Source organism: Streptomyces sp. NPDC060205 (genome assembly GCF_042728395.1).
Lineage (GTDB): Bacteria > Actinomycetota > Actinomycetes > Streptomycetales > Streptomycetaceae > Streptomyces.
Genome location: NZ_JBHWZP010000019.1, coordinates 41,103 through 58,609, shown reverse-complemented (window position 1 = coordinate 58,609; position 17,507 = coordinate 41,103). Strand labels below are relative to the sequence as shown.

Sequence of the window (17,507 nt, the reverse complement as noted above, 5' to 3'; positions counted from 1 at the left end):
GAGTTCGGCGTCTGAGAGACGCGGTCTGTCTCGGCCCCGGCCCGGTCGGAGGGTGCGGCGCGGTCGTGGCTGGCCGCGCAGTTCCCCGCGCCCCTAAAGACGACGGCGCCGTCGTCGCCTACCGCGCGGATTGGGTACCGCCGGGACGAAAAGCCAGGGCGCAGCCCCGTTTTTCAGGGGCGCGGGGAACTGCGCGGCCAGCCACGATGGCGCGATCGTTTGAGGGTGCGACCAGCCACGACGGCGCTGTCGTTTTTAGGGGCGCGGGGAACTGCGCGAACGGCCACGACGGTGCCGCAGGCGAAACACCAGGCCCTCCCACCCCTGGTCCCAGGACCGAACCGGCCGGTATACAAGGGCAGTCACGCGCGCCGTCCGGACCCAGGGGGAAGCCCGATGAACCGTCGCACCCAGTACGACAGCCCCGCCCCGAACCGCCGCCGCGCGACAGCCCTGGCCGCGGCCGTCACCGGCTGCGCCCTCGTCATCGCCTCCGGCGCACCCGCAGCGGCACACGGTGGCCAGGGCGGCGGCCACGGCGGCGGGCACAGCAAACGCACGGACTACGCCGCCCTCGGCGACTCGTACACCTCAGGCCCGCTGATACCGAATCAGGTGGACGCGAACTGCGCACGCTCCGACCACAACTACCCCTCACTCGTCGCCGCGGAGCGAAAAGTGTCCACGTTCAAGGACGTGAGCTGCGGCGGCGCCACGACCGAGCACATGTGGAAGGCCCAGGGCACCAACCCCCCGCAGCTCAACGCCCTGCAGCGCGGCACGGACCTGGTGACCGTCCAGATCGGCGGCAACGACTTCGGATTCGGCACGATCATCGGCACCTGCGCGCAACTGAGCGCGCAGGACCTCGCGGGGAACCCGTGTCAGCGTCACTACACGACGGCGTCCGGTGCCGACCAGCTGACGCTGAAGATCCTCGACACCGCCCCCAAGCTCGCCGCCGTACTGCGGGCCGTGCACGCCAGGGCGCCGCACGCGCGCGTGCTCGTCGTCGGCTACCCGAATCTCCTGCCGGAGGACGGCAGCGGCTGCTACCCCTCGGTACCGTTCGCGGCGAAGGACTTCCCCTATCTGCGCGACACCGGCAAGCGCCTGAACCTGATGATGCGCGTGGTGGCGAAGGTGAACCACGCGGAGTACGTCGACACGTACGGACCCACGATCGGCCACGACATGTGCAAGGCTCCGGCGGTCCGCTGGGTCGAACCCCTGCAGCCTGCCTCGCCCGCGGCCCCGGCCCACCCGAACGCCAAGGGCGAGGCGGCCATGGCGGGCGCCGTCCTGAAGCAGCTGCGCAAGGGGCACGGCCACTGACGGACACCCCTTTCCGGCCCCCTTTCCCGTCCGCCCCCGCCTCCTTCCCGTCCGCCCCCGCCCCCTCCCGGGGCCGACTCGCCGGTCGCGGGAGGTACGTCGGCTCGTCTTGTTGAGGGATCACCATGTGCGATGAGGGGACTCGTGGGCACAGGGGAGTGGGGGGAAGCCCGACAGTACGCGGCCGGTGAAAGGGATGAACATCGTGGTACGACCGAAGATCTTGGTGGTGGGAGCGGGCTTCGCGGGAGTGGAGTGCGTCCGCCGCCTGGAGCGCAAACTGGGACCCGACGAGGCCGACCTGGCGCTGGTGACACCGTTCTCCTACCAGCTCTACCTGCCACTCCTGCCGCAGGTCGCCTCCGGGGTGCTCACCCCGCAGTCGATCGCCGTGTCGCTGCGCCGCAGCCGCAAATACCGCACCCGCATCATTCCCGGCGGTGCCATCGGCGTGGACGTGAAGGCCAAGGTCTGCGTCGTCCGCAAGATCACCGGCGAGATCGTCAACGAGCGCTACGACCAGATCGTGCTGGCACCGGGCAGCGTCACCCGTACGTTCGACATCCCGGGCCTCGTCGACCACGCCCGCGGGATGAAGACGCTCGCCGAGGCCGCGTACGTCCGTGACCATGTGATCTCGCAGCTCGACATCGCCGACGCCAGCCACGACGAGGCCGAGCGGGCGGCCCGCCTCCAGTTCGTGGTGGTGGGCGGCGGCTACGCCGGTACCGAGACCGCCGCGTGCCTGCAGCGTCTGACGCACAACGCCGTCAAGCGCTACCCGAGGCTCGACCCGAAGCTGATCAAGTGGCATCTGATCGACATCGCGCCGAAGCTGATGCCCGAACTGGGCGACAAGCTGGGCAACAGCGCCCTGCAGGTCCTGCGCAGGCGCGGCATCGAGGTCTCCCTCGGTGTGTCCATCGAGAAGGCGGGCCCGGAAGAGGTCACCTTCACCGACGGCCGGGTGATCCCCACCCACACGCTCATCTGGACCGCCGGAGTCGCGGCCAGCCCGCTCATCGCGACCCTGGGCGCCGAGACGGTCAAGGGGCGCCTCGCGGTCAGCTCGGAGATGTCCCTGCCCGGCCACGACGGTGTCTTCGCACTCGGCGACGCCGCCGCCGTACCGGACGAGGCGAAGGACCTGGAGGGCGCCGTCTGCCCGCCGACCGCCCAGCACGCGATGCGCCAGGGCAAGCACGTCGCCGACAACGTCATCGCCTCGCTGCGCGGGCAGCCGATGACGCCGTACGTCCACAAGGACCTGGGACTCGTCGTCGACCTCGGCGGCTTCGACGCCGTGTCCAAGCCGCTCGGCATCGAGCTGCGCGGCCTGCCCGCCCTGATCGCCGCCCGCGGCTACCACTGGGGCGCGCTGCGCACGAACGTGGCGAAGGCCCGGGTGGCGACGAACTGGGTGCTGAACTCCCTGGCCGGCGACGATTTCGTCCGTACGGGATTCCAGTCGCGTACGCCCGCGACGCTGCGGGACTTCGAGTACACGAACGCGTATCTGACGCCGGAGGAGATCCGGGAGCGCACCGGGACCGGGTGACGAGCACGTCCGTGCGGTGCCGGAAAGCGGCCCGGAAGGCGGCCCGGAAGACGGGCCGCGTGATGCGTACCGAGGTGGGGCGCACGCCAATTCACGGCGTGCGCCCATCACTTCGGTGAGGGACCCTCCGAGGGGTACCCGCCGGGGCATGACCGTCTACGGATTGCACGCCTCGCACGAACAGGTGCCGCCCGCGGACCTGCTCGACGCCGTGGTGCACGCGGAACGCAAGGGCTTCACCGCCGCCATGTGCTCGGACCACTTCTCCCCGTGGAGCGTCCGCCAGGGCGAGTCCGGGTTCGCCTGGTCGTGGCTCGGAGCCGCCCTCCAGGCCACCGAACAGGTGCCGTTCGGGGTCGTGAACGCGCCGGGCCAGCGCTACCACCCCGCGATCGTCGCCCAAGCCGTCTCCAGCCTCGCCGCCATGTACCCGGCCAGGTTCTGGGTGGCGCTCGGCAGCGGTGAGGCCTCGAACGAGCACATCACCGGAGCGCGCTGGCCCCGCAAGGACGTCCGCAACGCACGGCTGCGCGAGTGCGTCGACATCATCCGCGCACTGCTCCAGGGGGAGGAGGTCAGCCACGACGGCCTGGTGACCGTCGACCGGGCCCGGTTGTGGACGCTGCCGGCCGAGGTCCCGCCGCTGATCGGAGCCGCCTGCAGCACGGCCACCGCCGCCCGGTGCGCCGAGTGGGCCGACGGCCTGATCACGGTCAACGCCCCGAGGGAGCAACTGCGCGCGATCGTCGGCGCCTACCGCGACGCGGGCGGCCGTGGCCCGCTGCACCTCCAGGTGCACCTGAGCTGGGCGCCCGGCGAGGAGGAGGCCGCCGCGCTCGCGCACGACCAGTGGCGCACCAACGTGCATGGCCCCCCGGCCAGTTGGGACCTGGACTCGGCGGAGCTGTTCGACGCCGTCAGTGAGCACGTCACCCCCGACCGGGTGGCCGGGAGCGTCAACATCTCCTCCGACCTCGGCCGGCACACCGCCTGGCTGCAGGAGTACGCCGAACTGGGCTTCGACGCCGTGATGCTCCATCACGTCGGCCGCGCGCAGGGCCCGTTCATCGACGCGTTCGCCGCCGAGGTGCTGCCGCGGCTCGACGTGACGCGCCCGCTGCCCGCCACGGCGAAGGAGTACCGATGCGTCTGACCCGTACCTCCGACCTGTGGTGGAAGAACGCGGTCGTGTACTGCCTGGACGTCGAGACGTACCAGGACGGCAACGGAGACGGGACCGGCGACTTCGCGGGCCTCACCCAGCGCATCGACCATCTGGTGCGCCTCGGGGTGACCTGCGTATGGCTCATGCCGTTCTATCCGACCCGCGAACGCGACGACGGATACGACATCACGGACTTCTACGGCGTCGACCCGCGCCTGGGCACCCTCGGAGACTTCACCGAGTTCGTCCGCACCGCCCGGGACCGCGGCATCCGGGTGATCGCCGACCTCGTCGTCAACCACACCTCCGAGGACCACCCGTGGTTCAAGGACGCCCGCTCAGGCCGGGACTCCGCCCACCGCGACTGGTACGTCTGGGCGGACGAGCCGCCCGAGGACGGCCCCGAGGGCGTGGTCTTCCCCGACGCGGAGGACAGCCTGTGGGAGTACGACCAGGGCAGCGGCCAGTACTACCTGCACCGGTTCTACAAGCAGCAGCCCGACCTCAACGTCGCCAACCCCGAGGTCCGCGACGAGACAGCCCGCGTCATGGGCTTCTGGACCCGGCTCGGACTGTCCGGCTTCCGCGTCGACGCCGTGCCCTTCCTGCTGGAGACCGACGGCCAGGCGGACGCCGGAGCGCTGCCCGACCCGCACGAGTACCTCGCCGATCTCCGCGCCTTCCTCGGCCGCCGCAACGGCGAGTCGATCCTGCTCGGCGAGGTCAACCTGCCCTATGACGGCCTCGCCCGGTTCTTCGGCGACCCCGACTCGGACCGCGGCGACGAACTGACCATGTGCTTCGACTTCGTCGCGATGCAGCAGATGTACCTGTCCATGGCGCGCGAGGACGCCGGACCGTTGGCCGCCGCGCTGCGCGAGCGCCCGGCGGCGCCGCGGGACGCCCACTGGGCCACGTTCGTGCGCAACCACGACGAGCTGACCCTCGACAAACTGAGCGACGCCGAACGCGCGGAGGTGTTCGCGTCCTTCGGCCCCGAGAAGGACATGCAACTGTACGACCGGGGACTGCGCCGCAGGCTGCCGCCCATGGTCGACGGCGACCGGCGCCGCGTCGAACTCGCCTACAGCCTGCTGTTCACCCTGCCGGGCACCCCCGTCCTCTTCTACGGCGAGGAGATCGGCATGGGGGAGAACCTGTCGGCCGCGGGTCGCCAGGCCGTGCGTACGCCCATGCAGTGGACTCCGGAGGCGGGCGCGGGCTTCTCCACCGCACGGCCTGAAACATTCCCCAACCCGCTGGTGGAGGGCGCGTTCGGCTGCCGGCAGGTCAACGTGTACGAGCAGAGCCGTGATCCGGGCTCCCTGCTGAGCCGCATCCGGCTGTTCGCCGAACGCTACCGGGAGGCACCCGAACTGGCCTGGGGTGAACACGGCCTGGTGGACACAGGGGAGCGGGCGGTCCTCGCGCACGTCGGCCGCACCGGCGACGGGACGGTCCTGGCGGTGCACAACTTCGCCGCCGAGCCGGTCACCGTACGGCTGCGGCTGTCCGAGGCCGGGCCCGGCGGGCGGCTGACCGATCTGCTCGACGAGGGGCATGCCGGCCTCACGGCGTCCGACGACGGGCGGTTCCGCGTCGAACTGCCCGCCTACGGCTACCGGTGGCTGCGCGTCGGCACCCCGGTGGACGATCCCGAGCGGGTGGTGGCCGACTGAGTCCGGTCCTGACCGGGGCCTGATCGGACCCCGGCCCGGCCCTGGCCCGTTCCTGACCGGTCCTTGGTCCGGCCCTGGCGCGCGTCACCGCCGGAGCACCCGAGAATCAGCGCAGGAACCTCCGCGAATCACCGCAGGAACCGCAAGGCCTCCGTATGTACCATCGACGTGCCCGTCACCTCCCACGCACCACGCGGACACCGCCCACCACACAACAGCGCAACGGGGCCCACGGCCCCCCACCACACGATGGGGTAACCAGTGCTTTTGAAAACCTTCGGCTGGTCGTTCGCGGTCACCGCGCTCGCCCTGGTCGCAGCGGTCTTCTACGGAGGGTGGACCGGCTTCGGCATCGTGGCGATCCTCGCCATCCTCGAAATCTCCCTGTCGTTCGACAACGCGGTCGTCAACGCCGGAATCCTGAAGAAGATGAACGCCTTCTGGCAGAAGATCTTCCTCACCGTCGGTGTCCTCATCGCCGTGTTCGGTATGCGGCTGGTCTTCCCCGTCGTCATCGTGGCGGTCAGCGCCTCCATGGGCCCGATCGAGGCCGTCGACCTCGCCCTCACGGACAAGGACCGCTACCAGCAACTGGTCACCGACGCCCACCCGTCGATCGCCGCCTTCGGTGGCATCTTCCTGCTGATGATCTTCCTCGACTTCATCTTCGAGGACCGCGACATCAAATGGCTCGGCTGGCTGGAGCGCCCGCTTGCCAAGCTCGGCAAGGTCGACATGCTGTCGGTCTGCATCGCCCTGATCGTCCTGCTCATCACCTCCCTGACCTTCGCGGTCCACGCCCACCAGCACGGTGGCGCGCACGCCGACAAGGGGGAAACGGTCCTTCTCTCCGGTATCGCGGGCCTGGTCACGTACATGATCGTGGGCGGTCTCTCGGGTCACTTCGAGAACCGGATCGAGGAGGACGAGGAACGCGAGCAGGAGGAGCAGGGCGAGGCCGAACGCACCGGCACACCCCGCTCCGCGGTCGCCCTGGCCGGCAAGGCCGCGTTCTTCATGTTCCTCTACCTCGAAGTGCTGGACGCGTCCTTCTCCTTCGACGGCGTGATCGGCGCCTTCGCCATCACCAACGACATCGTCCTGATGGCGCTGGGCCTTGGCACCGGCGCGATGTACGTCCGTTCGCTGACCGTCTACCTGGTCCGCCAGGGCACCCTCGACGACTACGTGTACCTGGAGCACGGCGCGCACTACGCGATCGGCGCCCTGTCCGTCATCCTCCTCGTCACCATCCAGTACGAGATCAACGAGGTCATCACCGGCCTCGTCGGCGTCGTCCTGATCGGCTGGTCCTTCCTGTCCTCCGTGCGCCGCAACAAGGCACTCGCCGCCGAGGAGGGCTCGGGGGACCCGGCCGATCCGGACCGGGCCGGGGCCTCGACAGGTTCCTGAGACCCCGCCAACACTTCCGTCCTGTCACCGAGGACCTTTGTCCATGGCCCCACCCTGCCGGCGACGGCGAGGGTGGGGCCATGAGTCGATCGGGCACACGGGCGGGCACGAAGACGCCGGCGGGTACGAGGCCGCCGACGGGTACCGGGATGCCGGCCGGGCTCGTCGCGCTGGCGCTCGGCGGGTTCGGCATCGGTCTGACCGAGTTCCTGATCGCCGGTCTGCTGCCGCAGGTGGCGTCGGGTCTCGCGGTGTCCGAGGCGGCGGCGGGCCGGCTGATCTCCGGGTACGCGCTCAGTGTCGCCGTCGGTGCGATGGTGCTGACCGCGGCGACGGCCCGACTGCCCCGCAAGGAGGTGCTGGCCGGTCTGGTGGCACTGTTCGTCGTCGGCAACCTGCTCTCCGCGCTCGCACCGAACTACGAGGTGATGCTGCTCGGGCGGATCGTCGCGGCGCTGTGCCACGGTTCGTTCTTCGGCATCGGCTCGCTGGTCGCGCGCGCTCTGGTCGCCCCGGAGAGGAAGTCCCGCGCGGTGGCGGTCATGTTCGCCGGACTGACGGTCGCGAACGTGCTGGGCGTGCCCTTCGGTGCCCTGGTCGGCGAACGCTGGGGCTGGCGCGCCGCCTTCTGGTCGGTCACCGCGATCGGCGTACTCGCCCTCGCGGGCATCCTCGCCCTGGTGCCGCCGGACCCGCGGGAGACACGGTCGGCCGCGGCGACGACGGGCGGGGTACGGGCCCAGCTCCGCGCGTTCCGGTCCTGGCAGGTGTGGCTGACCCTGACGGCCACCGCACTCGGCTACGGCGGCATGTTCGGCGCGTTCACCTACATCGCGTACACGTTCACCGAGGTAGGCGGCTTCTCCTCGGCGGACGTCGCCTGGCTGCTGATGGTGTACGGGGTCGGTCTGGTCGTCGGCAACATCGCCGGCGGGCGAGCGGCCGACCGGGACCGCGACCGCGCCCTGGTGCTCACCCTGCTCGGACTCGCCGTCACCCTGGCCGTGTTCGGTCTGCTGGCCCACAGCGCCGTCGCATCGGTGGTCCTGGTGTTCCTGATGGGGGTGTTCGGCTTCGCCGGTGTTCCCGGCATGATCACCCGGGTCACCGACCACGCCCACGGGGCGGCGCTGGCGGCGAGCGCCAACGTGTCCGCGTCCAACCTCGGCAACGCGCTCGGCGCCTGGCTCGGAGGCCTGGCCATCACGGCGGGCCTCGGCTACACCGCCCCGCTGTACGTCGGCGCGGGGACCGCCCTGATCGCCGCCGTGGTCATGGCCGTCGCCGCGCGGCAGGCCGGGACGCCCGTGCGGAACATCCCTGAGCACCGCGTGCCTGGTGCCTGACGGCCGGCGGCGCGGACCGACGGGCCACCCCCGCCGCCGACGGGCGCAGCCGCGGGCCGCCGGCAGAACCTCCGGTTCGACCCGCGGTGCCGACCTCGACGAGACTGGACGGGACCGCAAGAGAAACGACAGCCGTTCCCCCCCACCAGTAGGTCGGTAGATGCAGCAGCCACAGAACGAACTCGGTGCCTTCCTGCGAGCGAACCGCGCCCGCACCGAACCGACCGACGTCGGCCTGCCCGCCGGTGGCGGCAGCCGCAGGGTCGCGGGTCTGCGACGGGAGGAGGTGGCCGTACTGGCCGGTGTGAGCGCCGACTACTACGCGCGCCTGGAACAGGGGCGTGAGCGCAACCCCTCACCGCAGGTGGTCGACGCGGTGGGCCGGGCGATGCGACTGACACCGGACGCGCGGACCCACCTCTTCCGGCTGGCCGGACTGCACCCCGCACTCACCTCCGCCGCGGGCCGCGACCTGGTCCATCCCTCGCTGCTGCACCTCCTGGACGCCTTCCCCGGGGCCGCCGCCTACGTCCTGAGCCCCGCCTTCGACGTACTCGCGAAGAACGCCGTCGCCACCGCGCTCCTCGCCCCCTTCGAGGGCACGCCGAACATGGTCCGCGTCCTGTTCCAGCATCCGCGGGCGCGAGAGGTCTTCGTCGACTGGGCCGTCGTGGCGCGCGCCACGGTGCACGCCCTGCGGCTGCACGCGGGCCGCTTCCCCGACGACCCCGCCATCGGCGGCCTGGTGTCCGAGCTGTCGCGGACGGCACCGGACTTCCGGCGCCTGTGGCAGGAGAACGAGGTGGAGAACCTGGCCCGCGCGTACAAGGTGTTCGTGCTGCCCGGCGCAGGCCGCATCGAGCTGACGTACCAGACCTTCGACGTGCACGACGCTCCCGGGCAGCAGCTCCTGGTCGGTGTGCCCGAACCCGGCAGCGCGAGCGCCTTGGCGATCGAGTCCCTCCTGGCCCCGGCCGAACGGGGGAGCGGTTCCTGACGGGCGGCGGTGACGACCAGGTGGACCGGGCAGCGACCTCCGGGAAACCAGGACCGTAGGTGTCCGGATCTGCTCCTAGCCTGGACGCGAGGCACACAGCACCGGGCGGGACACCGCCCCGGACCGGCCTTGTCCGCAGTCCTCACCCTCCACCTGGTCCCTTTGGGAGCGCATCATGTCAGCCACCCCCCGCCTGCTTGTCTACGGAGCCACCGGATACACCGGAGGGCTCGTCGCCGAGCACGCCAAGGAGTCGGGCCTCGACGTCGTCGTGGCCGGCCGCGACCCGGAGCGCGTCGAAGCGCTCGGCGACCGACTCGGCGTCGAGAGCCGCGCCTTCACGCTCGACGACCCCGCACTTGTACGTGCCGCGCTCGACGACATCACCGTCGTCCTGAACGTCGCCGGCCCCTTCCACCGCACCGCACGCCCACTGATGGACGCCTCCATCGGCCAGGGCGTCCACTACCTCGACACCACCGCCGAATACGACGTCTTCGCCACCGCGCGCTCCCGGCACGCCGAGGCCACGGCCGCCGGCGTGATGGTCATGTCCGGCGTCGGCTGGGACGTCGTCCCCAGTGACTCCGTGGCCGCCCACGCCGCCGCACGCGTCGCCGAGCCCACCACCCTGCGCCTCGCCCTCAAGCTCCTCAGCGCCACCCCCGAGGAGGCAGAGGGCCTGAACCTCTTTTCCCGCGGGTCCATCGCCAGCGCCACCGAAGGCATCGGCGACCTCGGCACACTGGTCCGCACCGACGGGGACATCGTCGCGCTGCCGGAGCCCAAGGTGGCCTTTTTCGACTTCGACGACGACGGCCCCGAGGAGTCCGTGTCCGTGTCCATGGGTGACCTGATCACCAGTCACTACGCGCTGGGCATCCCCTCGATCGAGGTGTACGTACAGCTCGGGCAGCCCCTTCCCGTCGACCTCGACCTCTCGGCGCTGCCCGACGGGCCGACCGCGCGGGAGAGGGAGGTGGGACGCAGCAAGGTCGTCGCCGAGGTGACGGGCCGGGACGGTACCGTGGTCCGCTCCCTGATCGACACACCCACGGGGTACCGCTTCACCCAGCTCTCGTCCGTGGAGATCGCCCGCCGTGTGCTCGCCGGCTCCTTCACACCCGGCTTCCAGTCACCTTCCTCCGCCTACGGGCCCGAGCTGGCCCTGGCCGTCGGCGACACGCACATCAAGGACCTGTAGGCAGCCGCAGCCGGCCGTACCGACCGGCGACCGGGCGCAGCCTGGGTGTGGGACTCCTGGGCAGACACGTCCTTCTTGGTGGGGCGCCGCTCGACCAGACTGACGGTGTTCGCCCGACGGAGGCGAACGGAACCCGGTGAAAGGCCACCGCCATGCCGTCCCCCACTGCCCCGATGTCGAGCGCCCGACAGATCGAGAACCTCATCGCCCGCTACTCCCACCTCGTCGACGAGGGCGACTTCGAGAAGTTCGGCGCACTCTTCGAGAACGCCGACTTCGTATCCGGCGAGGTGAGCCTTCGCGGCGGCAAGGCCATCGAGGAGCTGATCGGCTCGATGCTCGTCGTGCACGACGACGGGACCCTGCGCACCCGGCACATCACCACGAACATCCTGATCGAGGTCGACGAGGACGACGACAGCGCCGAGGCACGCTCGTACTACAACATCCTCCAGGCGGTGCCCGGTCTCCTGCCGCTGCAGATGGTCGCGGGAGGCCGGTACCACGACCGCTTCGAGCGGCGCGACGGCATCTGGTTCTTCGCGCGACGGGAGGTCACCATCGACTTCACCGGCGACACCCGCTACCACCTCAAGGCCCCGCAGGACGCCTGAAACCTGCCGGAGAAGTCATCTGGCAACGCCCTGGGGGAGTTCCTGCGGGCCCACCGGTCACAGCTGACTCCCGCGGACGTCGGTCTGGGCTCCGGCGGCCGGCACCGACGGGTCGAAGGACTGCGCCGGGAGGAAGTCTCCGTCCTGTCGCAGGTCAGCGTCGACCACTACGGCAGGCTCGAACAGGGCAGGGAGCGACACCCCTCACCCCGCATCGTCGAAGCACTGGCCAAGGCCCTCCGGCTGGACCGGGACGCGCGAAACCACCTGTTCCGTCTCGCCGGGCTCGACCCCGCTCTGCGCCCCGACGACCCCCGCGAGCACGTACACCCCGAACTGCTGCGCCTGCTGGAGTCGTCGCACCCGTCGGCGGCCTACGCGCTGAGCCCGTCGTTCGACGTCCTGGCGGCCAACGCGGAGGCGAGGGCACTGCTGTCGCCGCTCGCCGGCGACGGCGGCCCGGCCGGTGCCGGCCGACAACTGAACCTGATCCGCGCCCTGTTCACCCACACGCAGGCCGGAAACTACTACCCCGCGTGGCAGCTGGCCGTGACCGCCTCCCTGTACGCACTGCGCCTCAACGCGGCCCGCCTGCCGGGAGACGTCGAGATCGCGGACCTCGTCGCCGAACTGTCCACCGGGACGGCCGGTTTCACAACGGCGTGGCAGGACGGGTCGGCAGCCTCCCTGGAGCGCGCGTTCGGGACCGTCGTCCACCCCGCGGCCGGACGTGTCGCGCTCACGTACCGCGTCCTCGGTGTGCCGGCCGCCCCGGGACAGCACCTGCTGATCGGCACTCCCGCCCCGGGCAGCCGCAGCGCCGAAGCCCTCGTCTACCTGGCGGCCCTGGGCGAGCAGTGACCACGACGCCGAGCGGCAACCGCGCCGCACGACGGCAGAACCGATGTCGAGAACCAAGAAGGAACATCATGTCTCTCACCTCGTACCGCACCCTCGGCCGCTCCGGTCTGCGGGTCAGCCCGCTGGCCTTCGGCGCCATGAACTTCGACGACGGCAGCTGGGGCTCCGGCCCGGAGACCTCGTTCGGGCTGCTGGACCACTATCTCGACGCGGGCGGCAACTTCGTGGACACCGCCAACATGTACAACGGCGGCGCCTCCGAGGAGACCCTGGGCCGCTACTTCGCCCAGCGCCCCGGCCGCCGCGACCGTGTCGTCCTGGCGACGAAGTTCGGTGGCACCATGCACGCTGACGACCCCAACTCGGGCGGCGCCGGCCGCAAGGCGATCCGCACCCAGCTCGACGGCTCCCTGCGCCGCCTGAACACCGACTACATCGACCTGTACTGGATGCACCAGTGGGACCGGCACACCCCCGTCGAGGAAACCCTGTCCACCCTCAGCGACCTGGTCCGTGCCGGAAAGATCAACGCCATCGGCCTGTCCAACGTGCCCGCCTGGTGGGTCGCGGAGGCCGCCACGACCGCCCGGCTGCGTGAGTGGGAGCCCGTCGCCGCGCTGCAGGTCGAGTACTCGCTGCTCGCCCGGAGCGTCGAGGGCGAGACCTTCGGCGCCGCCCGCCGTTTCGGGCTCGGCATCACGCCGTGGAGCCCGCTGGCCAGCGGCGTCCTGTCCGGGAAGTACTCACGCACCGCCACCGAGGTGGCCGGTTCCGGCCGCACGGCCTACGCGGCCGCCTACCTGAGCGAATCCACCTTCGTCCTCCTCGACGCCCTGCGGGCGATCGCCGACGACCTCGGTACGACCGTGGCCGCGGTGGCGCTCGCCTGGGTCCGCCAGAGGTCCGAGGTGACATCAACGCTCGTCGGCGCCCGTACACAGGAGCAACTGGCCGCCAACCTCGCCTCGCTCGACGTCACGCTCACCGAGGCGCAGATCGGTGAGCTGAGCGCCCTCACGGCGCCGGTCCTCGACTACCCGCACAACATGATCGAGTCCATGGTCGGCTTCCAGCAGGGCGACACCACGATCAACGGCCTGGCTGCCAAGGCCTTCGTCCGCTGACCGCTCCCTCCCCCCCCATGGGCCACCGGCCCCACCACGCCACGAGAACGGAACACACCATGGCCACCCTGTCCGAGACACTTGAGATCACCACCCTGCGCCCGGCCGCGGGCCACACCGCCGACGACTTCGTGAAGGCGAACGCCGACATCGACGCCTATCTCAGGCGCCGGCCCGGCTTCCTGTGGCGGCGCATCGTCGGGACCGACGACGGACGGATCATCGACATCGTCGCCTACGACAGCCTGCCCCACGCGCGTGCCGGTGCCGCCGGAATCACCGGCGAGATGGCGGACTCACCCGTCCACGCCACGATCGACCACGACAGCGTGGACTGGCAGCTCACCACGGCACTGCATCACCTGGCGTGATGGAGTCTGCCTACTGGACACGTCCCCATTTGTTGGCAGATGGACCTCATCGCCCACCATCACTCGAAGGACACCGGGATGAACGAGACACCAGCGCACGACGACAGGGCCGGACTCGCCGAGGCCGACGACAGGGCACTCAAGGTCCGGGCGCAGTACGAACAGGTCGAGCAGCACGTACTGGGCAGGACATGGACCCTGCCGGAACTCGCGATCGGCTTCACCAACGACGCCGCCTACGTCGGACGCCTGGTCCTCGCCGCCGAGCGCACCTGGGGCATCGACGGTGACGTGGACGCCGAACTGCGGCACAAGCTGGCCGAGTGCCTGTGGTGGGTCTTCGTGCTCGCCGACCGGCTCGACGTCGACATGCCGGAGGCGTACGCGGCCACGATGGACCGTATCGGCGACGGCCTGGAGCGGACCCTGCGCGGTATGGGCGCGTAGGGCCCCCGACCTACCGACCTACCGAAAGGAGTACTCCGATGGCTTCTCACACCGATTCCGTTCCAGCGGTCCGCTATCTGGCCGTCACCTTCGACTGCGCGGACCCCGTCGAGCTGGCACGCTTCTACAGCGAGGCACTCGGCCTGCCCGTCGCCCTGACCACCGACGGCTTCGTCCTGGTGGGCCGCGAGGGCACACCAGGACTGGGCTTCTACCGCGTGGACGACTACCGCCGCCCCACCTGGCCGGACTCCTCCGTACCGAAGCAGGCCCACCTCGACCTGGGCGTGGACGACCTGGACGCGGCCGAGGCCCGGCTCGTCGCTCTGGGAGCCGTCACGGCCGGGGTGCAACCGCTCCCCGACCGGCGCCGCATCCTGCTGGACCCCGCGGGGCACCCCTTCTGCATCACCCTCTGAGACCGCGTCCGGGCCGGGACGGCGGGCCGCGCGGTGGCCGCCTCAGCCGTCCTGGCCGACGGGGATGTAGTTCGCGTACGCCTCGATGCGGCTGATGAGTCCGGCGTCGTCGAAGCCGAAGTAGACCGCGGCGTGCACCTCGCCGCGCCTGCCGTCCTTCCCGGTCACGTGCACGACGTGCTGCTGGAGGACCCCGCCCGGCTGCGAGAGCTGGCGGAGGATGTCGTAGCGGACCGATTCATAGGACCCGATCTGCCCCTTCAGCCCGTCGAAGTACTCGTCGAGGGTCTCGTCGCCCTTGCCGTCGTTGTGCCAGACGGTGGCGGTGTCGGCGCACAGGGCACGCGCCGTCTCCCAGTCGGGCCTCTCCAGGGCGAGGAGATAGCTGACGACCCTGTCTTTGAGGTTCGAGCTCATGATGGTCCGTTTTCCTTACTGGGCGGGGGGCGGGTTGTCGTGGTTGACGATTCCGTAGTCCGCCGCGAGGTCGGTGTGCTCGGCGTCCTCCCGTGCGTCGGCGGGGCCGACCGTGTGGAAGAGGCCTTCGATGGCCCCGGGGTTGTTGATGACGAGGACTTCCGCGGTCGGCGTGATCGTCTGGAAGGTGTGCGGGACCAGCCGGGACACGTAGACATAGGCGCCGGGCTCGGCGTCCCGCACCTCGCACTCCGCCAGTGAGGTCGAGCCGACCCAGAACCGGACGCGGCCCGACAGGACCACCCAGCTCTCGTCCTCGCGGCTGTGGGTGTGCAGCGGGGGCGCGTCCGCGCGGCCCACGGTGAGCCGCATGACGCTGGCCGCGCCGCTGGTCTCGGCGTTCGTCGCCACCTGCTCGATGACGTTGTCGTAGTAGCGGAAGTCCTGGCCGTCGCCCGGATTGCGTACGAGGGCAATGCTCATGGTGGGTCTCCTTGCGACGCGCGGCCCCGTGCCGCGGCTCGGGGCCGCGGGCAGGGCGGATCGCCGACGGTGCGGGCCCGTCGCGGCCCGCACGCCGGTCATGCCGGGCGTCGAGGTTCAGAAGCCGCAGTGCGGCACAGGGGGCAGGGTGATGTCGTCGAGCGTGCTCGCCGTCCCGGCACGGGCCGGGAAGGCGGATCAGGCTGTCGTCGTCGCCGGCTGCGGTGGGTGGTGGATCCAGTCGGGCAGCAGTGCGTACAGGCGGACCGCGATCTCCTCCGGGTCGCAGTCGGTGTTGCCTCCGACGGCGGCCGAGAAGACTCCGTGCACTCCGGAGGCCGTGTAGACGTCCTCGACCGAGTTCTGCGGCCCGGACTCCCGCTCGTCGATGCCGAGGTCGCGCCGGAGAGCGTGGAGCTGTTCCAGGAGGAGGTCGCCGATACCCATCAGCCCGCTGGACGACCGCCACGTCGAAGCCAGCAGGAAGAGGCTTCTGCGCTGCTTGAGGGTGTCGAGCATCGCGTTGAGTGTCGCCACGGCCACCTCGGCAGGCTCCCCGCCCCTCCGCCGGTCGCTGATGTTCAGGTCGTGGAGGGCGCGGAAATCATCCGCGATCACGTACACCGCGGCCTCTTCCACCGAGTCGAAGTGGTTGTAGAAGGTGGCGCGGTGAATGCCGGCGGCTTCCGCCAGGGCGGAGACCGACGGAGTTGTCCGCTTCCGCTGCATGAGGTCGGCCAGGGCGTCCGCGATCGCCCGTCGCGAGCGGGTGAAGCGCGGATCCGCTTCGACGGCCGGGGACTGGTCACTCACCATGCACGCACACTACTGCGCAGGTCATCGACAGGCCCCACCCCCTCGGCCTTCGACTGCGGTCATGGGGCCCGCCCGTGACCGCGGACGGCGGACGGGCGCCTTTGCAGCACTGGATTCCACTTCGTACACGACACTCCTTCGGCTGGTTCGCTCTCGACGCTACCACTATTCGACAGCTGTCAATTAGTGGTCTACGGTGAAGGAACAACAACCCACCGACGAAGGACGCATCATGTCGACCACCGACAGCCCCACCTCTCCCACGGCGACCGAGGACAAGTTCGCCGTGGTGGAGACCCTCTACCGCTACGCCGCAGGTCTCGACCTGCGCGACAAGGACCTGCTCGCCTCCGCCTTCGCGGACGACGCGGTGGCAGACTTCGGTCCGGCCACGAAGAAGGCCGGCCAGGAGTACCCGCCGATCAAGGGCGGGGAGACCATCGCCACGGCCCTGCTGGGCTCGCTCGGCCACCTGGACACCACGCACTCGTTGAGCAACCCGCGGGTGAGCCTCGACGGCGACACCGCCCGCCTCGAAGGCATCATGGCGTGCCAGCACCTGCCCCGTACGGACCACTCGCGCCACGTCCTGATGACCAACCGGTACGACGTGGAGCTGGCCAGGCAGGGCGAGGTATGGGTCGTCCAGCACCTCACCGTCGACAATGCCTGGACCGAGGGCGACCCCTCCGTTCTCGCCGGGATCTAGGAACACACCCCATGAGCGACACAACCATTGCTGACCAGGTCCAAGTCCGTGACGGTGACGGTGACCAGGTCCGAGTCCGTGACCGTGACGAGATCCGTGGTCTGCTCACGGCCTATGTCTTCGGCCTGGACCGTCGCGACTTCGCCCGCGTCGCCGCCGCCTTCACCGAGGACGCCGAGGTGCGGAACGTCTTCGACGCCTATCTGCCGGAAGGAGAGGCATTCAGCGGCGTGACGGTCGGCGGCAGTGTCGTCGCCGAGGGCGCCCGGCAGTTGTTCGCCGGTCTCGACGCGACCCAGCACCTGCTGGGCGCGCAGGAAGTCGAGTTCACGGACGCGGGAGCGCACGCGTCCACGCAGATCGTCGCCCACCATCACCGGGGTGGCGAGTACTACCACAGCGGTGGCATCTACGAGGACGACCTCGTGCGTACACCCGACGGCTGGCGCATCTCCCGTCGCACCCTGCGCATCACCTGGACGACCGGCAGCCCGGACGTGTTCCTCGCTGCCTGAGCAGGTGTCCGGCCACAACTGGCGTCCGGGCGAC

General features: G+C 70.4%; 19 protein-coding genes. 16 read left to right on the top strand and 3 right to left on the bottom strand.

Going from position 1 to position 17,507, the window contains the following annotated elements; all coding sequences use genetic code 11:
• Positions 1–396 precede the first annotated feature (396 nt).
• The 14 genes from ACFWGJ_RS05660 to ACFWGJ_RS05595 all read left to right on the top strand — a co-directional run bounded on the left by ACFWGJ_RS05660 (position 397) and on the right by ACFWGJ_RS05595 (position 14,533).
• Positions 397–1,335, top strand: coding sequence for an SGNH/GDSL hydrolase family protein (locus ACFWGJ_RS05660; RefSeq protein ID WP_387321289.1), 939 nt, complete (start codon positions 397–399; stop codon positions 1,333–1,335).
• A 196-nt stretch (positions 1,336–1,531) separates the two neighbouring features.
• Entirely contained in the window at positions 1,532–2,893 is a 1,362-nt protein-coding gene (locus ACFWGJ_RS05655; RefSeq protein WP_387321288.1) for an NAD(P)/FAD-dependent oxidoreductase, read from the top strand.
• Between the two features lie 148 nt (positions 2,894–3,041).
• A complete protein-coding gene (locus ACFWGJ_RS05650) occupies positions 3,042–4,046 on the top strand; it encodes a TIGR03885 family FMN-dependent LLM class oxidoreductase (protein WP_387321287.1) in 1,005 nt (334 codons plus the stop codon).
• A complete protein-coding gene (locus ACFWGJ_RS05645) occupies positions 4,037–5,737 on the top strand; it encodes an alpha-amylase family protein (protein ID WP_387321286.1) in 1,701 nt (566 codons plus the stop codon). Before ACFWGJ_RS05650 ends, ACFWGJ_RS05645 begins: the two co-directional genes overlap by 10 nt.
• Positions 5,738–5,998: 261 nt before the next feature.
• Positions 5,999–7,150, top strand: coding sequence for a DUF475 domain-containing protein (locus tag ACFWGJ_RS05640; protein WP_387321285.1), 1,152 nt, complete (start codon positions 5,999–6,001; stop codon positions 7,148–7,150).
• A 149-nt stretch (positions 7,151–7,299) separates the two neighbouring features.
• Positions 7,300–8,496 carry an MFS transporter gene (locus ACFWGJ_RS05635; protein ID WP_387321297.1) on the top strand — a complete coding sequence of 399 codons (1,197 nt, stop codon included), beginning with the start codon at positions 7,300–7,302 and terminating at the stop codon, positions 8,494–8,496.
• A gap of 160 nt (positions 8,497–8,656) precedes the next feature.
• Complete coding sequence (locus ACFWGJ_RS05630; protein WP_387321284.1) at positions 8,657–9,493, top strand: helix-turn-helix transcriptional regulator; 837 nt, start codon at positions 8,657–8,659, stop codon at positions 9,491–9,493.
• 175 nt (positions 9,494–9,668) lie between these two features.
• Positions 9,669–10,697 (top strand): saccharopine dehydrogenase family protein, encoded by a 1,029-nt coding sequence (locus tag ACFWGJ_RS05625; protein ID WP_387321283.1) that lies wholly within the window; start codon positions 9,669–9,671, stop codon positions 10,695–10,697.
• A gap of 173 nt (positions 10,698–10,870) precedes the next feature.
• Positions 10,871–11,311 (top strand): nuclear transport factor 2 family protein, encoded by a 441-nt coding sequence (locus ACFWGJ_RS05620; protein WP_387321282.1) that lies wholly within the window; start codon positions 10,871–10,873, stop codon positions 11,309–11,311.
• A 3-nt stretch (positions 11,312–11,314) separates the two neighbouring features.
• Entirely contained in the window at positions 11,315–12,172 is an 858-nt protein-coding gene (locus tag ACFWGJ_RS05615) for a helix-turn-helix transcriptional regulator (protein WP_387321296.1), read from the top strand.
• 68 nt (positions 12,173–12,240) lie between these two features.
• Positions 12,241–13,296: an aldo/keto reductase gene (locus tag ACFWGJ_RS05610; protein ID WP_387321281.1), complete on the top strand. Its 1,056-nt coding sequence runs from the start codon at positions 12,241–12,243 to the stop codon at positions 13,294–13,296.
• A gap of 59 nt (positions 13,297–13,355) precedes the next feature.
• Positions 13,356–13,667, top strand: a complete 312-nt coding sequence (locus ACFWGJ_RS05605) for a hypothetical protein (RefSeq protein WP_387321280.1) — start codon at positions 13,356–13,358, stop codon at positions 13,665–13,667.
• Between the two features lie 78 nt (positions 13,668–13,745).
• Positions 13,746–14,114: a hypothetical protein gene (locus tag ACFWGJ_RS05600; RefSeq protein WP_387321279.1), complete on the top strand. Its 369-nt coding sequence runs from the start codon at positions 13,746–13,748 to the stop codon at positions 14,112–14,114.
• Positions 14,115–14,152: 38 nt separating this feature from the next.
• Entirely contained in the window at positions 14,153–14,533 is a 381-nt protein-coding gene (locus ACFWGJ_RS05595; RefSeq protein WP_387321278.1) for a VOC family protein, read from the top strand.
• A gap of 42 nt (positions 14,534–14,575) precedes the next feature.
• Here ACFWGJ_RS05595 and ACFWGJ_RS05590 read toward each other — a convergent pair whose 3' ends face one another.
• The 3 genes from ACFWGJ_RS05590 to ACFWGJ_RS05580 form a co-directional block, all read right to left on the bottom strand.
• A complete protein-coding gene (locus tag ACFWGJ_RS05590) occupies positions 14,576–14,950 on the bottom strand; it encodes a nuclear transport factor 2 family protein (protein ID WP_387321277.1) in 375 nt (124 codons plus the stop codon).
• Positions 14,951–14,965: 15 nt separating this feature from the next.
• On the bottom strand, positions 14,966–15,433 hold the full coding sequence (locus tag ACFWGJ_RS05585) for a cupin domain-containing protein (RefSeq protein WP_210885926.1): 468 nt from the start codon (positions 15,431–15,433) through the stop codon (positions 14,966–14,968).
• Positions 15,434–15,631: 198 nt separating this feature from the next.
• Positions 15,632–16,249 (bottom strand): TetR/AcrR family transcriptional regulator, encoded by a 618-nt coding sequence (locus ACFWGJ_RS05580; RefSeq protein ID WP_387321276.1) that lies wholly within the window; start codon positions 16,247–16,249, stop codon positions 15,632–15,634.
• A 232-nt stretch (positions 16,250–16,481) separates the two neighbouring features.
• Here ACFWGJ_RS05580 and ACFWGJ_RS05575 point away from each other — a divergent pair, with 232 nt between their 5' ends.
• Together ACFWGJ_RS05575 and ACFWGJ_RS05570 are read left to right on the top strand one after the other, a co-directional pair.
• Positions 16,482–16,958, top strand: a complete 477-nt coding sequence (locus tag ACFWGJ_RS05575; RefSeq protein WP_387321274.1) for a nuclear transport factor 2 family protein — start codon at positions 16,482–16,484, stop codon at positions 16,956–16,958.
• Between the two features lie 11 nt (positions 16,959–16,969).
• Positions 16,970–17,473, top strand: coding sequence for a nuclear transport factor 2 family protein (locus ACFWGJ_RS05570; protein ID WP_387321273.1), 504 nt, complete (start codon positions 16,970–16,972; stop codon positions 17,471–17,473).
• The last annotated feature ends 34 nt before the right edge of the window (positions 17,474–17,507 follow it).

Bases quoted from the DNA above. Each gene is read 5' to 3' on its own strand.
- ACFWGJ_RS05660 (WP_387321289.1), top strand. From the start codon at position 397: ATGAACCGTCGCACCCAGTACGACAGCCCCGCCCCGAACCGCCGCCGC.
- ACFWGJ_RS05655 (WP_387321288.1), top strand. From the start codon at position 1,532: ATGAACATCGTGGTACGACCGAAGATCTTGGTGGTGGGAGCGGGCTTC.
- ACFWGJ_RS05650 (WP_387321287.1), top strand. From the start codon at position 3,042: ATGACCGTCTACGGATTGCACGCCTCGCACGAACAGGTGCCGCCCGCG.
- ACFWGJ_RS05645 (WP_387321286.1), top strand. From the start codon at position 4,037: ATGCGTCTGACCCGTACCTCCGACCTGTGGTGGAAGAACGCGGTCGTG.
- ACFWGJ_RS05635 (WP_387321297.1), top strand. From the start codon at position 7,300: ATGCCGGCCGGGCTCGTCGCGCTGGCGCTCGGCGGGTTCGGCATCGGT.
- ACFWGJ_RS05630 (WP_387321284.1), top strand. From the start codon at position 8,657: ATGCAGCAGCCACAGAACGAACTCGGTGCCTTCCTGCGAGCGAACCGC.
- ACFWGJ_RS05625 (WP_387321283.1), top strand. From the start codon at position 9,669: ATGTCAGCCACCCCCCGCCTGCTTGTCTACGGAGCCACCGGATACACC.
- ACFWGJ_RS05620 (WP_387321282.1), top strand. From the start codon at position 10,871: ATGTCGAGCGCCCGACAGATCGAGAACCTCATCGCCCGCTACTCCCAC.
- ACFWGJ_RS05610 (WP_387321281.1), top strand. From the start codon at position 12,241: ATGTCTCTCACCTCGTACCGCACCCTCGGCCGCTCCGGTCTGCGGGTC.
- ACFWGJ_RS05605 (WP_387321280.1), top strand. From the start codon at position 13,356: ATGGCCACCCTGTCCGAGACACTTGAGATCACCACCCTGCGCCCGGCC.
- ACFWGJ_RS05600 (WP_387321279.1), top strand. From the start codon at position 13,746: ATGAACGAGACACCAGCGCACGACGACAGGGCCGGACTCGCCGAGGCC.
- ACFWGJ_RS05595 (WP_387321278.1), top strand. From the start codon at position 14,153: ATGGCTTCTCACACCGATTCCGTTCCAGCGGTCCGCTATCTGGCCGTC.
- ACFWGJ_RS05590 (WP_387321277.1), bottom strand. From the start codon at position 14,950: ATGAGCTCGAACCTCAAAGACAGGGTCGTCAGCTATCTCCTCGCCCTG.
- ACFWGJ_RS05585 (WP_210885926.1), bottom strand. From the start codon at position 15,433: ATGAGCATTGCCCTCGTACGCAATCCGGGCGACGGCCAGGACTTCCGC.
- ACFWGJ_RS05580 (WP_387321276.1), bottom strand. From the start codon at position 16,249: ATGGTGAGTGACCAGTCCCCGGCCGTCGAAGCGGATCCGCGCTTCACC.
- ACFWGJ_RS05575 (WP_387321274.1), top strand. From the start codon at position 16,482: ATGTCGACCACCGACAGCCCCACCTCTCCCACGGCGACCGAGGACAAG.
- ACFWGJ_RS05570 (WP_387321273.1), top strand. From the start codon at position 16,970: ATGAGCGACACAACCATTGCTGACCAGGTCCAAGTCCGTGACGGTGAC.